This is a genomic window from Pseudomonas sp. NFX71 (genome assembly GCF_048079215.1).
GTDB classification, from domain to species: domain Bacteria; phylum Pseudomonadota; class Gammaproteobacteria; order Pseudomonadales; family Pseudomonadaceae; genus Aquipseudomonas; species Aquipseudomonas fluorescens_B.
On the sequence record NZ_CP182230.1, the window covers coordinates 2,689,229 to 2,702,657 of the forward strand.

General features: G+C 58.1%; 11 protein-coding genes and 1 rRNA gene. 5 read left to right on the forward strand and 7 right to left on the reverse strand.

Annotated features, from left to right (window positions below):
• Positions 1-27: 27 nt before the first annotated feature.
• Positions 28-981 (reverse strand): adenosine deaminase, encoded by a 954-nt coding sequence (locus tag ACM1ZW_RS12350; RefSeq protein WP_017336397.1) that lies wholly within the window; start codon positions 979-981, stop codon positions 28-30.
• Between the two features lie 192 nt (positions 982-1,173).
• On the opposite strand from ACM1ZW_RS12350, the gene ACM1ZW_RS12355 reads away from it, so the two are divergent.
• Positions 1,174-2,262, forward strand: coding sequence for a calcium:proton antiporter (locus ACM1ZW_RS12355; protein WP_416740625.1), 1,089 nt, complete (start codon positions 1,174-1,176; stop codon positions 2,260-2,262).
• Positions 2,263-2,323: 61 nt separating this feature from the next.
• On the opposite strand, the gene ACM1ZW_RS12360 is transcribed toward ACM1ZW_RS12355, so the two are convergent.
• The 3 genes from ACM1ZW_RS12360 to ACM1ZW_RS12370 form a co-directional block, all read right to left on the reverse strand.
• A complete protein-coding gene (locus tag ACM1ZW_RS12360) occupies positions 2,324-3,682 on the reverse strand; it encodes an 8-oxoguanine deaminase (protein ID WP_416740626.1) in 1,359 nt (452 codons plus the stop codon).
• A gap of 252 nt (positions 3,683-3,934) precedes the next feature.
• Complete coding sequence (locus tag ACM1ZW_RS12365) at positions 3,935-4,621, reverse strand: SDR family oxidoreductase (RefSeq protein ID WP_017336400.1); 687 nt, start codon at positions 4,619-4,621, stop codon at positions 3,935-3,937.
• A gap of 25 nt (positions 4,622-4,646) precedes the next feature.
• Positions 4,647-4,997 carry a MerR family transcriptional regulator gene (locus ACM1ZW_RS12370; protein ID WP_017336401.1) on the reverse strand — a complete coding sequence of 117 codons (351 nt, stop codon included), beginning with the start codon at positions 4,995-4,997 and terminating at the stop codon, positions 4,647-4,649.
• A gap of 85 nt (positions 4,998-5,082) precedes the next feature.
• Here ACM1ZW_RS12370 and ACM1ZW_RS12375 point away from each other — a divergent pair, with 85 nt between their 5' ends.
• The gene (locus tag ACM1ZW_RS12375) at positions 5,083-5,508 is read left to right on the forward strand and encodes a hypothetical protein (protein WP_414878229.1); all 426 of its coding nucleotides are present in this window, start codon (positions 5,083-5,085) and stop codon (positions 5,506-5,508) included.
• A 460-nt stretch (positions 5,509-5,968) separates the two neighbouring features.
• Here ACM1ZW_RS12375 and ACM1ZW_RS12380 read toward each other — a convergent pair whose 3' ends face one another.
• From ACM1ZW_RS12380 to ACM1ZW_RS12390, 3 genes are all read right to left on the reverse strand, one after another.
• Positions 5,969-6,550 carry an IMPACT family protein gene (locus ACM1ZW_RS12380; RefSeq protein ID WP_017336403.1) on the reverse strand — a complete coding sequence of 194 codons (582 nt, stop codon included), beginning with the start codon at positions 6,548-6,550 and terminating at the stop codon, positions 5,969-5,971.
• A gap of 7 nt (positions 6,551-6,557) precedes the next feature.
• Positions 6,558-7,208, reverse strand: coding sequence for a TetR/AcrR family transcriptional regulator (locus ACM1ZW_RS12385; RefSeq protein WP_017336404.1), 651 nt, complete (start codon positions 7,206-7,208; stop codon positions 6,558-6,560).
• 98 nt (positions 7,209-7,306) lie between these two features.
• Positions 7,307-8,227: a LysR family transcriptional regulator gene (locus ACM1ZW_RS12390; protein ID WP_008031360.1), complete on the reverse strand. Its 921-nt coding sequence runs from the start codon at positions 8,225-8,227 to the stop codon at positions 7,307-7,309.
• A gap of 124 nt (positions 8,228-8,351) precedes the next feature.
• Here ACM1ZW_RS12390 and ACM1ZW_RS12395 point away from each other — a divergent pair, with 124 nt between their 5' ends.
• The 3 genes from ACM1ZW_RS12395 (at position 8,352) to ACM1ZW_RS12405 (ending at position 13,423) form a co-directional block, all read left to right on the forward strand.
• On the forward strand, positions 8,352-9,701 hold the full coding sequence (locus ACM1ZW_RS12395) for an aspartate aminotransferase family protein (protein WP_017336405.1): 1,350 nt from the start codon (positions 8,352-8,354) through the stop codon (positions 9,699-9,701).
• Positions 9,702-9,765: 64 nt separating this feature from the next.
• The gene (locus ACM1ZW_RS12400) at positions 9,766-11,259 is read left to right on the forward strand and encodes a CoA-acylating methylmalonate-semialdehyde dehydrogenase (protein ID WP_008031364.1); all 1,494 of its coding nucleotides are present in this window, start codon (positions 9,766-9,768) and stop codon (positions 11,257-11,259) included.
• A gap of 627 nt (positions 11,260-11,886) precedes the next feature.
• Positions 11,887-13,423, forward strand: a 16S ribosomal RNA gene (locus tag ACM1ZW_RS12405).
• The last annotated feature ends 6 nt before the right edge of the window (positions 13,424-13,429 follow it).

Consider the following 13,429-nt stretch of genomic DNA (forward strand, 5'->3'; position numbering starts at 1 on the left):
GCTCGCACCACATTGGGTCTTCAGCAGTTACGGTTTTACCAACCGCGCATCCAGGCTGTTTTGCGCCAATCGCTTGGCCTGATCCTGGGTCATGCCCAGATCGGTGTACAGCGCATGGAAGTTCTCGGTCACATACCCGCCGAAGTACGCCGGGTCATCCGAGTTCACGGTGACTTTCACGCCGCGCTCGAGCATGTCGAGAATGTTGTGCTGTGACATGTGATCGAACACGCAAAGCTTGGTGTTCGACAACGGGCACACCGTCAACGGGATCTGCTCATCAATGATCCGCTGCATCAGGCGCTCGTCTTCGATGGCGCGCACGCCATGGTCGATACGCTGGATTTTCAGCAGGTCGAGGGCTTCCCAGATGTATTCCGGCGGGCCTTCTTCACCGGCGTGAGCGACGGTCAGGAAACCTTCGTGACGGGCACGATCAAACACGCGCTGGAACTTGCTCGGCGGGTGACCCATTTCCGAACTGTCCAGGCCGACGGCCACGAACGCGTCGCGGAATGGCAGCGCCTGGTCGAGGGTCTTCTGTGCTTCGTCTTCGCTCAAGTGACGCAGGAAACTCAGGATCAAACCGCTGGTGATGCCCAGCTGCTGTTCGCCGTCCTTCAACGCGGCGGCGATGCCGTTGAGCACGACTTCGAACGGGATGCCACGGTCGGTGTGGGTCTGCGGGTCGAAGAACGGTTCGGTGTGAATCACGTTCTGCGCCTTGCAGCGCAACAGGTAGGCCCAGGTCAGGTCGTAGAAATCCTGGGAGGTGCGCAGCACATCGGCGCCCTGGTAATACAGGTCGAGAAACTCTTGCAGGTTGTTGAAGGCGTACGCCTTGCGCAGGGTTTCGACATCGCTCCACGGCAGGGCGATCCTGTTGCGTTCGGCCAGGGCGAACAGCAGTTCGGGCTCCAGCGAACCTTCGAGGTGCAGGTGCAGTTCTGCCTTGGGCAGTGCGTTCAGCCAATCGTACATTTGTTCAAATCTCATCAGGTGCAATGACGGCATTCTACAGATGCTCGCTGCAACAATTGGTAAAACCTGACCAAGAGGTTCATTGGCCGGCTGGCATCCATTGCTGGGCTAAGGTGTAACGAAACGTTAGCGCTGCTCCGCAGTCAGTAGCTCATCACACTGATTCCGCTCCATTCGGCAAAAAGGCCTGCAATGCTCACATTCCTCAAGCAAGAAAAATTTCTGCTGTTGGCCCTGATCGCCGCCTTCATCGCTTACCCGATGGAACACTGGATGCTGCACAGCGGCCAGCCCATAGCCCTGACTGCCGGTCTCGTGCTGATCGCCTTCATCGTCGCCGCATCCATGCGCGTCGCCCATCACGCCGAACTGCTGGCGGAAAAAGTCGGCGATCCCTACGGCACGATGATCCTGACCCTGGCGGCGGTGCTGGTGGAAGTGGTGATCCTGGCGATCATGATGAGCAACGAAGCCTCGCCGACGCTGGTGCGCGATACGATTTACTCGGCGGTGATGCTCGACATCAACGGCATCATCGGCCTCGCGGCATTGATGGGCGGGATCAAGCACGGTGAACAGTCCTACAACGATGACTCGGCGCGCAGCTACAGCGTGATGATCCTCACCGCCATGGGCGTTTCCATGGTGGTGCCGGAGTTTGTTCCCGAGGCGAACTGGAAGCTGTATTCCGCGTTTACCATTGGCGCGATGGTCGTGCTTTACACCCTGTTCCTGCGCATGCAGGTCGGGCCGCACAGTTATTTTTTCAGCTACAGCTATCCGGAAAAACGCCGCAAAAAAGTCCCGGAGGAAGCACCTGAATCGGTCAATCTCGCGCTGAGTATCGGGACGTTGGTGTTGGGTGTGGTGGTGATCGGCGCATTGGCCGAGGTGATGTCCAAGACCCTGGACCTGGGCCTGGAAGGGACGGGCGCACCGCCGGTGATCACGGCGATTCTGGTGGCGGCGATTTCCGCGGCGCCAGAGATTCTGACGGCGTTGCGCGCAGCGCTGGCCAACCGTATGCAGTCGGTGGTGAACATTGCGATGGGCGCATCGCTGTCGACGGTGATCCTGACGGTGCCGGTGATGGAAGCGATGGCGCTCTACACCGGTCAACCGTTTCAGATGGCGATGACGCCGGTACAGACAGTGATGATCTTCCTCACCCTGATCGTCAGCGCGATCAATCTCAATGACGGCGAAACCAATGCCATCGAAGGGATGACCCACTTCGTGTTGTTTGCGACGTTCATCATGTTGTCGCTGCTCGGTCTCTGAACTTTCCACAAATCCAACGTGGGAGCGGGCAAGCCCTCTCCCACATTGGGTTCGAGTTGTATCAGGTACCGGCGATCAACTGCCGGGCCGCCTGGCTGTGATCCGCAATCAAGCCCTTCAGATCAAGCCCCTCGACCTGCCCGTCAATCACTCGCCACTGGCCGCCGACCATCACCCGATCCGCCCGGTCCGCACCACACAGCAGCAACGCCGACACCGGATCATGACTGCCGGAAAACCGCAGCTCATCCAGCTTGAACAACGCCAGATCCGCCTGCTTGCCCACTGCCAGCTCACCAATATCGGTACGCCCGAGCAAACTCGCCGAGCCCTTGGTCGCCCATCCCAGCACCAATTCCGGGGTGATCTTCTCGGCGCCATAACGCAAGCGCTGAATGTAAAGCGCCTGACGGGTTTCGAGCATCATGTTCGACGCATCGTTGGACGCTGAACCGTCCACGCCCAGCCCGAGCAACGCGCCGGCGGCGGTCAGGTCCAGTGTCGGGCAAATGCCGGAGGCCAGGCGCATGTTCGAGCTCGGGCAATGGCAAATGCCTGTGCCGGCCGCGCCGAGGCGGGCGATTTCGTCAGGGTTGAAGTGGATGCCATGGGCGAGCCAGGTGCGCGGGCCGAGCCAGCCGACGCTGTCCAGGTAATCCACGGTACGCAGGCCGAAGCGCTGCAGGCAGAAGTCTTCTTCGTCGAGGGTTTCGGCCAGATGCGTGTGCAGGCGCACATCGAGCTTGTTCGCCAGCTCGGCGCTGGCCGACATGATTTCCGGGGTCACCGAGAACGGCGAGCACGGCGCCAGGGCGATCTGGATTTGCGCGCCATCGCCACGCTCGTGATATTCGGCGATCAGGCGCTGACTGTCGTCGAGAATCACTTCGCCTTCCTGGACCGTTTGCTGCGGTGGAAGGCCGCCGTCCTTTTCGCCGAGGCTCATTGAGCCGCGCGTGAGCATGGCGCGCATGCCCAGTTCGCGGACACTCTCGACCTGTACGTCGATCGCATTTTCCAGGCCCTGCGGGAACAGGTAATGGTGATCGGCCGCTGTGGTGCAGCCAGACAACAACAACTCGGCCAGCGCGACTTTTGTGGCGAGGGCGAGTTTTTCCGGGGTGAGTCGTGCCCAGACCGGGTACAGGGTTTTCAGCCACGGGAACAACGGCTGATTGACCACTGGCGCCCAGGCACGGGTCAGGGTTTGATAGAAGTGGTGATGGGTGTTGATCAGTCCCGGCAGGATTACATGCTCGCGCGCATCGAAGACTTGTCCACAGGGCGCGCAAGGTTGCTGGCCGGCGGCGAGCACTTCGACGATCAGACCGTCTTGCACAACCAGCCCGCCACGGGCATCGAGGTCATTGGCAGTGAAGATCGCGAGGGGATTTTTTAACCAGGTACGGGTCGCAGGCATGTTGGCCGGCTCCTCTGAAAGTGGGTTCAGGTTAGCCAGCTCAGTGATTACCCTGTCTGCTGATCCAGGGTCGCCGCAAGGGACGAGGTGCGGAGTTTCAAACAAAACCGCGTGGTGGGCAAGCCCGGCCCGACCAGACGATAAAAATCCTGTGGGATCCGGGTTTGCCCGCGATGCATGCACCTCGGTCTTTCAGGTCTTCCCAGGTGAAGCCATCGCAGGCACGCCAGCTCCCACAGGGGGACGCAGTGACTACCAGGGAATGGTTTCACCTCTGTAATTCACAAAGTGATGCCCGCCCTTGCCGACATACGCATTCACCTGATCAACCAGCCCACGCGTGCTGGTTTCCACATCGATATCAGCGCCTTCGCCGCCCATGTCGGTCTTCACCCAACCCGGATGCAGCGACAGCACGGTCAGTTTCTGCTCGCCCAATTGCGTCACGAAACTGCTGGTCATGGAGTTCAGTGCCGCCTTGCTCGCCTTGTACAACGCCAGCTCCGGCGCGTCCGGCATGGTTACGCTGCCGAGCACCGAGCTCATGAACGCCAGCACGCCGCTTTCCGGGCGGATTTGCCCGACAAAACGTTGTGCCAGGTTGATCGGTGCCACCGCGTTGGTAAAAAACAACTGGCCCACTTCAGCCAGCGTCGCGCCGCCCGGTGTTTGTACTTCCGGCCCCTTGACCCCGGCATTCACGAACAGCAGATCAAACACTTCGCCCTTGAGTTGCTGGCTCAACGCGATGACTGCCTGCTGATCATCCATGTCGAGTTTTTCGATCCGCACCGTTCCCAATGCCTTCAAGGCGTCGGCATTCTGCGGGTTACGCACAGTGGCGGTGACTTGCCAGCCGTCGGCGAGCAGGGTCTTCACCAGACCGAGGCCCAGGCCCCTGGAGGCGCCGATGATGAGTGCGGTTTTTGCCTTGGACATGAGTGGCTTCCTTGAGAAGTGAGAATCACGGATTCAATGGACAACGTTGACCAAGACGTTGCTGCAACTCGTGTCGCAGCGCGCCAAGTTCATCCATTCGGGTTTCGATCAGTTTGAGTTTGTCTTGCAGCAGTTGGGTGACGGCGCTGTCCGGGTCGGGCGACTGCCACAACGTGGCGACGCTATTGCCGATTTCGCCCAGGGTAAAACCCAGCCGTTGAGCGGTCTTGATGTACAGCACCAGTTGCACCACGTCCGGCGGATAATCGCGATAACCGTTGGCGCTGCGTTGCGCGGCGATCAATCCGCGTTGCTCGTAGAAGCGCAGCGTGTCGCGGCTGACCGCGCTGGCCTGGGCTAATTCACCGATGCGCATCCTGACGTCTCGAGAGGGGGGCTTGACCCTGGAGCATACTCCAGGCTTTAGCCTTGTTGCTCCCTGAATTTATGGAGCAATGCCGATGTGGACTTCAACGCAATATCGCCGGTTGGTGCGTGGTAGCGCCTGGTATGACTTGATCGTGACGGCGGCGTTTGTCACGCCGTGGACATTTGCGGCGTTGCACGGCGTTTTGACGGGGGTGAGCCGGGCGTTCGACTTACCCGGAGAACTGCCGGCATTCGAACCAATGCACATGCTGATGGCGAACCTGTTGGGATCGATTGTGTGCATTTGGGCCGTGCTGCGGATTCGTGATCCGCAGCAGGTGTTTGGTCGGTATGACGCCGTGGGCCGGTTTCTGTTTTCGGCTTGGCAACTCTATGCCTTGCTGCATGGCGCCAGTTCGCTGTTGGTGATTTTTTTGTTCTTTGAATTGGCGTGGGGTGTGGTTCAGGTCCTGCCTGTGGATAAAACAGTGACCTGGCCATTGAGACAGGAAATTTGAAATCTCATGGCGACCAAGGCCTCAAGGGCGCTGCCTCGCCACCTTTCAATTGGCAGGCAGGCACCACTTGAGGGCGAAGTCGTTGGTCGAGCTCTGTTTTTGCTCATCAAGCTTTGGTCAAAAAACGAGCAACCCGGCGCGAGCCATGCCGGACATGGGGCCGCGACAGCCATGAACGGGTTATCCACAGATTGCTCCACAGTATTTGTGCGCAAGCGCAAAGCCCGGGCATAAGCATTGAGCGGCTTTCTTCTAAAGGTGATAAACCACGCTAACTGGTTGTTTTTACGTGGATTTAGTCTTGGTGGTGGCAAATTGGGCGAAAAATGAGCAATGCCCGCAAAGCCGCATGACAGAAGGGTTACAGCGGTATGTGCTCAGGTTATCCACAGCCGGGTGCACAGTAGATGTGGGCAACTGTGACAGTTCGACGAAAGGGCAATGGGCGTTGTTGGTGCGATCAGCGTTGCAACAGAATGCGTCCGCGACTCAAATCTGCCAGCTGGGTTTGCAGGGTTTCGATCTGCGCTTCGCCCATCGCTAACTGCAGCTCTACACCGTTCGCCGTGAACGTCTCTTCCACTACCAGGCCACCGAGCTCCGCCACCCGAAGCTTCACCAGCGTCAGTTCAGCAAACCCGCAGGCGCAACTCACCGGCACTCGGCTGATCAGCTCTATCTTCGGCGCTGCTTGCAGGCACTTGTTGGCGCCACCGCCATACGCCCGTGCGAGCCCGCCGGTGCCCAGTTGAATGCCGCCATACCAGCGGATAACCAGCACGGCGACCTGATCGCAATCCTGCGCCTCGATCGCCGCGAGAATCGGTCGACCCGCCGTGCCGCCCGGTTCGCCATCATCGGTGCTGCGGTATTGAGCGCCGAGCTTCCATGCCCAGCAGTTGTGCGTGGCATTCAAATCACTGTGCTGTTCGATAAATGCCTGGGCTTCAGCAGGGCTGCTGATCGGCGCGGCGAAGGTGATGAAACGGCTTTTGCGAATCTCTTCGCGGTATTCGCAAAAGCCGCTGAGGGTAAAAGGCATAAGAGTCTTAAATAGCTGGAGTCAGGCCGCAGCCTTTGAGAATGATGCGGATCAGGTTATCGCTGGCATCTTCCATGTCTTGCTTGGTCAACTTGGTTCGGCCGCTGACCCGGCAAATTTGCGTGGCGAAATCGGCGTAATGCTGGGTGCTGCCCCACAACAGGAAAATCAGGTTGACCGGGTCGACCGGGTCCATTTTTCCGGCGTCGATCCACGCCTGGAACACCGCCGCCCGGCCCTGGAACCAGGCGCGGTAGTCCTGGTTGAAATACTCGGTCAGGCATTCGCCGCCGCTGATCACTTCCATCGCGAAGATCCGCGAGGCCTGCGGTTGCCGGCGGGAGAATTCCATCTTGGCGCGGATGTATCGCGTCAGCGCTTCGGCCGGGTCATCTTCGGCGGTCAGGGTGTTGAACGTGCTGTCCCACAACTGAAGGATGTTGCTCAGCACCGCCACGTACAAACCCAGTTTATTGGTGAAGTAGTAATGCAGGTTCGCCTTGGGCAACCCGGCATTCAGGGCGATGGTGTTCATGCTGGTGCCTTTGAACCCGTGTCTGGCGAACTCGTCTTCGGCGGCTTTGATGATGGTCTCTTCGTTCTTCTGACGAATGCGGCTGGCAGGTTTGCCGCCGTGAGCGGGGACTTCAAAGGTCATAGGCACTTCCGGACAGGTGGGTGGGTGCAACCAAGTGCGTTGATAGCGCACCCATGGGGATCCGACAAGTCCTGACGCAATAAAAGCCCCGCGACGTTCTATCGTGTCGCGGCCAGGCTCTCCAAAAAGCTTTCCAGCACCAAATGCGGGCGACGTCCCTTGCGCGTGACCGATGCGAGGCTGAGGTCATAGAAGCGCGCTGTAGGTTTCAGTGCGCGCAAACGACCTTGTTGAACCCAGAGGCTGGCGTAGTGATCGGGCAGGTAGCCGATATAGCGTCCAGTGAGAATCAGGAATGCCATGCCTTCGCGGTCCGATGCACTGGCCGTGCAGTTGAGGGCCTGGTAATGCGCCTGGATTTCGGCAGGCAAGCGGAAGGTCGGGGCGATGGCGTCCTGACTGTTCAGGCGTTCATCGTCCAGTTGTTTGTCGTCGACGTAGAACAAGGGATGCCCGACCGCGCAATACAGCAACGAGCGCTCGCTATAGAGCGGCTGATACTCCAGGCCTGACAGCGCGCTGGCCTGCGGCACCACGCCGACATGCAAGCGACCGTCGAGCACACCTTGTTCGACTTCGTTGGGCGCGATCATGCGGATTTGAATCTGCACGTCCGGTCCACGTTCCTTCAATTGCGCCAGGGCGTGGGTGATGCGCATGTGGGGCAGGGTGACGAGGTTGTCGGTCAGGCCGATGGTCAATTCGCCGCGCAGGTGTTGGTGCAGACCGTTGACCTCGGTGCGGAAACTTTCCAGCGCACTTAATAGCTGTAATGCGGACTGGTAGACCTCGCGACCTTCCTCGGTCAGGGAAAATCCGGCGCGACCGCGTTGGCACAGGCGCAGACCGAGGCGCTGTTCCAGGTCACTCATCTGTTGGCTGATCGCCGAACGGCCAATCCCGAGCACTGATTCCGCTGCAGAAAAACCGCCGCACTCCACCACGCTGCGAAAAATCCGTAGCAGGCGGATATCAAAGTCGCTGACTTGTGCCAGCGGATCGGGGCGACGAGTGCTCATAGTTTAGTGATGGCCTGACTGAACGTTAGAAAAGTTGGATTTCACAGACTTTATCCCCGTGGCAATTTAGCTGCAAGAACGCTTTTCATCTCCACGCCGCTTATTGCCTTGCGAGGTTTTGCCCATGAACTTGCCTGAAAACGCCCCGTCTTCCCTGGCCAGCCAGCTCAAGCTCGATGCTCACTGGATGCCCTACACCGCCAACCGGAATTTCCAGCGCGATCCGCGACTGATCGTGGCGGCTGAAGGCAGTTGGCTGACGGACGACAAGGGCCGCAAGGTCTACGATTCGCTGTCCGGTCTGTGGACCTGTGGCGCCGGGCACACCCGCAAGGAAATCCAGGAAGCGGTAGCCAAGCAATTGGGCACCCTCGATTACTCGCCGGGCTTCCAGTACGGTCACCCGTTGTCGTTCCAGCTGGCCGAGAAAATCACAGACCTGACGCCGGGCAATCTGAATCACGTGTTCTTCACTGACTCGGGTTCCGAGTGTGCGGATACCGCGGTGAAAATGGTCCGCGCTTACTGGCGTCTGAAAGGCCAGGCAACCAAAACCAAAATGATCGGCCGTGCCCGTGGTTACCACGGCGTGAACATCGCCGGCACCAGCCTCGGCGGCGTCAACGGCAACCGCAAAATGTTCGGTCAGGCGATGATGGACGTTGATCACCTGCCGCACACCTTGCTGGCAAGCAATGCCTATTCTCGTGGCATGCCGAAAGAGGGCGGTATCGCTCTGGCCGATGAGCTGCTCAAACTCATCGAACTGCATGACGCTTCGAACATTGCTGCTGTATTTGTTGAACCAATGGCCGGCTCCGCTGGTGTGCTGGTTCCGCCTGAGGGCTACCTCAAGCGTCTGCGCGAGATCTGCGATCAGCACAACATCCTGCTGGTGTTCGACGAAGTGATCACCGGTTTCGGCCGTACCGGCTCGATGTTCGGCGCTGACAGCTTCGGCGTGACCCCGGACCTGATGTGCATCGCCAAGCAAGTCACCAACGGCGCGATCCCGATGGGCGCGGTGATTGCCAGCTCCGAGATCTACCAGACCTTCATGAACCAGGCGACGCCTGAATACGCCGTGGAATTCCCGCACGGTTACACCTACTCCGCGCACCCGGTGGCGTGCGCCGCAGGCCTGGCAGCACTCGACCTGCTGCAAAAGGAAAACCTGGTGCAGAGCGTGGCCGACGTCGCGCCGCATTTCGAAAATGCGCTGCACGGCCTGAAGGGCTCGAAAAACATCATCGACATTCGTAACTACGGTCTGGCTGGTGCGATCCAGATTGCCCCGCGTGACGGCGACGCCATCGTGCGTCCGTTCGAAGCGGGCATGGCGCTTTGGAAAGCCGGGTTCTACGTGCGCTTCGGCGGCGACACCCTGCAGTTCGGCCCAACCTTCAACAGCAAGCCGCAAGACCTTGATCGCCTGTTCGACGCGGTCGGCGAAGTGCTGAACAAAATCGACTGATTTTCCCTTCTATATAGAGGCGTCCGTTGACGGGCGCCTGTGGACAACTTTTCTGGAGCCCCGCATGAGCCTTATTCCGCATTTGATCAATGGCGAACTGGTGACCGAAGACGGTCGCACGGCTGACGTGTTCAACCCGTCCACCGGCCAGGCGATCCATAAGCTGCCTTTGGCCAGTCGCGAAACCATTCAGAAAGCCATCGATTCGGCCAAGGCTGCGTTCCCGGCCTGGCGCAATACTCCGCCGGCCAAGCGTGCTCAGGTGATGTTCCGCTTCAAGCAACTGCTGGAACAGAACGAAGCACGTATCGCCCAACTGATCAGCGAAGAGCACGGCAAGACGCTGGAAGATGCTGCCGGTGAACTGAAACGCGGTATCGAGAACGTCGAGTTCGCGTGTGCAGCGCCGGAAATCCTCAAGGGCGAGTACAGTCGTAACGTCGGCCCGAACATTGATGCCTGGTCGGACTTCCAGCCGTTGGGCGTGGTTGCCGGCATTACGCCGTTCAACTTCCCTGCGATGGTGCCGCTGTGGATGTATCCGCTGGCGATCGTCTGCGGTAACTGCTTCATCCTCAAGCCGTCCGAGCGTGATCCAAGTTCGACACTGTTGATCGCTCAGTTGCTGTTGGAAGCCGGTCTGCCTAAAGGTGTGTTGAGCGTTGTGCATGGTGACAAGGCTGCGGTAGATGCGCTGATCGAAGCGCCGGAAGTCAAAGCGTTGAGCTTTGTCGGTTCGACGCCGATTGCCGAATACATCTACGCCGAAGGCACCAAGCGCGGCAAACGCGTTCAGGCACTGGGCGGCGCGAAGAACCACGCGGTGCTGATGCCGGATGCAGATCTGGATAACGCCGTCAGCGCACTGATGGGCGCGGCGTACGGTTCGTGCGGTGAGCGTTGCATGGCGATCTCGGTGGCTGTGTGCGTCGGTGATCAGGTGGCAGATGCGTTGGTGGCCAAACTGACGCCGCAGATCAAGGCATTGAAGATTGGCGCAGGCACCACTTGTGGCTTGGACATGGGGCCATTGGTCACCGGTCAGGCTCGTGACAAAGTCAGTGGCTATGTAGAAGACGGTGTTGCGTCGGGTGCAACCTTGGTCGTCGATGGTCGTGGTCTGAGTGTGGCCGGTCATGAAGAAGGTTTCTTCCTGGGTGGCTGTCTGTTCGATAACGTCACCCCGGAAATGCGTATCTATAAAGAAGAGATCTTCGGGCCAGTGTTGTGCGTTGTCCGGGTCAACAGCCTGGAAGAGGCGATGCAGCTGATCAATGATCACGAGTATGGCAATGGCACCTGCATCTTTACCCGTGATGGGGAAGCGGCGCGGTTGTTCTGCGATGAGATCGAAGTCGGTATGGTCGGCGTCAACGTGCCGTTGCCAGTGCCAGTGGCGTATCACAGCTTTGGCGGTTGGAAGCGTTCGCTGTTCGGCGACCTGCATGCGTATGGCCCGGATGGCGTGCGCTTCTACACCCGTCGCAAAGCCATCACCCAGCGCTGGCCGCAGCGTGCGAGCCATGAAGCGTCGCAATTTGCGTTCCCGAGCTTGTAAGTAGAAGGGAAGAAGGCCGAGCCCCCTGGGGCTCGGCCTTCGTGTTTACGGGCTTTTTTGACCTGTATGACAGAAATGTGAAATCAGGGGTTGACGGCAGATTCTGGAAGTCTATAATTCGCCCCACTTCCGGCGCAGTCGAAACGGAAAACTCCTTGGTAAACAAAGAGTTACGCGGTTTTCGATAGCGAGTTGCTTCAGCTCATCGAAGCCCAGAAGGAGTTGGTCAGGCAGTGTGTTGTCGCTTGATTGACGGTTCGATCTTCTCGGTCGAAAGCGGAGAAAAAGAGGTGTTGACAGCAGCGAACAACGCTGTAGAATTCGCCTCCCGCTAACGAGAGATCGGAAGCGCAAGTGGTTGAAGTTGCAAAGGAAACTTTGAAAACTTCTGAAAATAACCGCTTGACAGATACAGAGGACGCTGTAGAATGCGCGCCTCGGTTGAGACGAAAGATCTTAACCAACCGCTCTTTAACAACTGAATCAAGCAATTCGTGTGGGTGCTTGTGGAGTCAGACTGATAGTCAACAAGATTATCAGCATCACAAGTTACTCCGCGAGAAATCAAAGATGTAACCAACGATTGCTGAGCCAAGTTTAGGGTTTCTTAAAAACCCAAAGATGTTTGAACTGAAGAGTTTGATCATGGCTCAGATTGAACGCTGGCGGCAGGCCTAACACATGCAAGTCGAGCGGTAGAGAGAAGCTTGCTTCTCTTGAGAGCGGCGGACGGGTGAGTAATGCCTAGGAATCTGCCTGGTAGTGGGGGATAACGCTCGGAAACGGACGCTAATACCGCATACGTCCTACGGGAGAAAGCAGGGGACCTTCGGGCCTTGCGCTATCAGATGAGCCTAGGTCGGATTAGCTAGTTGGTGAGGTAATGGCTCACCAAGGCGACGATCCGTAACTGGTCTGAGAGGATGATCAGTCACACTGGAACTGAGACACGGTCCAGACTCCTACGGGAGGCAGCAGTGGGGAATATTGGACAATGGGCGAAAGCCTGATCCAGCCATGCCGCGTGTGTGAAGAAGGTCTTCGGATTGTAAAGCACTTTAAGTTGGGAGGAAGGGCATTAACCTAATACGTTGGTGTCTTGACGTTACCGACAGAATAAGCACCGGCTAACTCTGTGCCAGCAGCCGCGGTAATACAGAGGGTGCAAGCGTTAATCGGAATTACTGGGCGTAAAGCGCGCGTAGGTGGTTCGTTAAGTTGGATGTGAAATCCCCGGGCTCAACCTGGGAACTGCATTCAAAACTGACGAGCTAGAGTATGGTAGAGGGTGGTGGAATTTCCTGTGTAGCGGTGAAATGCGTAGATATAGGAAGGAACACCAGTGGCGAAGGCGACCACCTGGACTGATACTGACACTGAGGTGCGAAAGCGTGGGGAGCAAACAGGATTAGATACCCTGGTAGTCCACGCCGTAAACGATGTCAACTAGCCGTTGGGAGCCTTGAGCTCTTAGTGGCGCAGCTAACGCATTAAGTTGACCGCCTGGGGAGTACGGCCGCAAGGTTAAAACTCAAATGAATTGACGGGGGCCCGCACAAGCGGTGGAGCATGTGGTTTAATTCGAAGCAACGCGAAGAACCTTACCAGGCCTTGACATCCAATGAACTTTCCAGAGATGGATTGGTGCCTTCGGGAACATTGAGACAGGTGCTGCATGGCTGTCGTCAGCTCGTGTCGTGAGATGTTGGGTTAAGTCCCGTAACGAGCGCAACCCTTGTCCTTAGTTACCAGCACGTTATGGTGGGCACTCTAAGGAGACTGCCGGTGACAAACCGGAGGAAGGTGGGGATGACGTCAAGTCATCATGGCCCTTACGGCCTGGGCTACACACGTGCTACAATGGTCGGTACAGAGGGTTGCCAAGCCGCGAGGTGGAGCTAATCCCATAAAACCGATCGTAGTCCGGATCGCAGTCTGCAACTCGACTGCGTGAAGTCGGAATCGCTAGTAATCGCGAATCAGAATGTCGCGGTGAATACGTTCCCGGGCCTTGTACACACCGCCCGTCACACCATGGGAGTGGGTTGCACCAGAAGTAGCTAGTCTAACCTTCGGGAGGACGGTTACCACGGTGTGATTCATGACTGGGGTGAAGTCGTAACAAGGTAGCCGTAGGGGAACCTGCGGCTGGATCACCTCCTTAATCGAC

Bases quoted from the DNA above. Each gene is read 5' to 3' on its own strand.
- ACM1ZW_RS12395 (WP_017336405.1), top strand. From the start codon at position 8,352: ATGAACTTGCCTGAAAACGCCCCGTCTTCCCTGGCCAGCCAGCTCAAG.
- ACM1ZW_RS12375 (WP_414878229.1), top strand. From the start codon at position 5,083: ATGTGGACTTCAACGCAATATCGCCGGTTGGTGCGTGGTAGCGCCTGG.
- ACM1ZW_RS12355 (WP_416740625.1), top strand. From the start codon at position 1,174: ATGCTCACATTCCTCAAGCAAGAAAAATTTCTGCTGTTGGCCCTGATC.
- ACM1ZW_RS12390 (WP_008031360.1), bottom strand. From the start codon at position 8,227: ATGAGCACTCGTCGCCCCGATCCGCTGGCACAAGTCAGCGACTTTGAT.
- ACM1ZW_RS12400 (WP_008031364.1), top strand. From the start codon at position 9,766: ATGAGCCTTATTCCGCATTTGATCAATGGCGAACTGGTGACCGAAGAC.
- ACM1ZW_RS12385 (WP_017336404.1), bottom strand. From the start codon at position 7,208: ATGACCTTTGAAGTCCCCGCTCACGGCGGCAAACCTGCCAGCCGCATT.
- ACM1ZW_RS12360 (WP_416740626.1), bottom strand. From the start codon at position 3,682: ATGCCTGCGACCCGTACCTGGTTAAAAAATCCCCTCGCGATCTTCACT.
- ACM1ZW_RS12350 (WP_017336397.1), bottom strand. From the start codon at position 981: ATGTACGATTGGCTGAACGCACTGCCCAAGGCAGAACTGCACCTGCAC.
- ACM1ZW_RS12370 (WP_017336401.1), bottom strand. From the start codon at position 4,997: ATGCGCATCGGTGAATTAGCCCAGGCCAGCGCGGTCAGCCGCGACACG.
- ACM1ZW_RS12380 (WP_017336403.1), bottom strand. From the start codon at position 6,550: ATGCCTTTTACCCTCAGCGGCTTTTGCGAATACCGCGAAGAGATTCGC.
- ACM1ZW_RS12365 (WP_017336400.1), bottom strand. From the start codon at position 4,621: ATGTCCAAGGCAAAAACCGCACTCATCATCGGCGCCTCCAGGGGCCTG.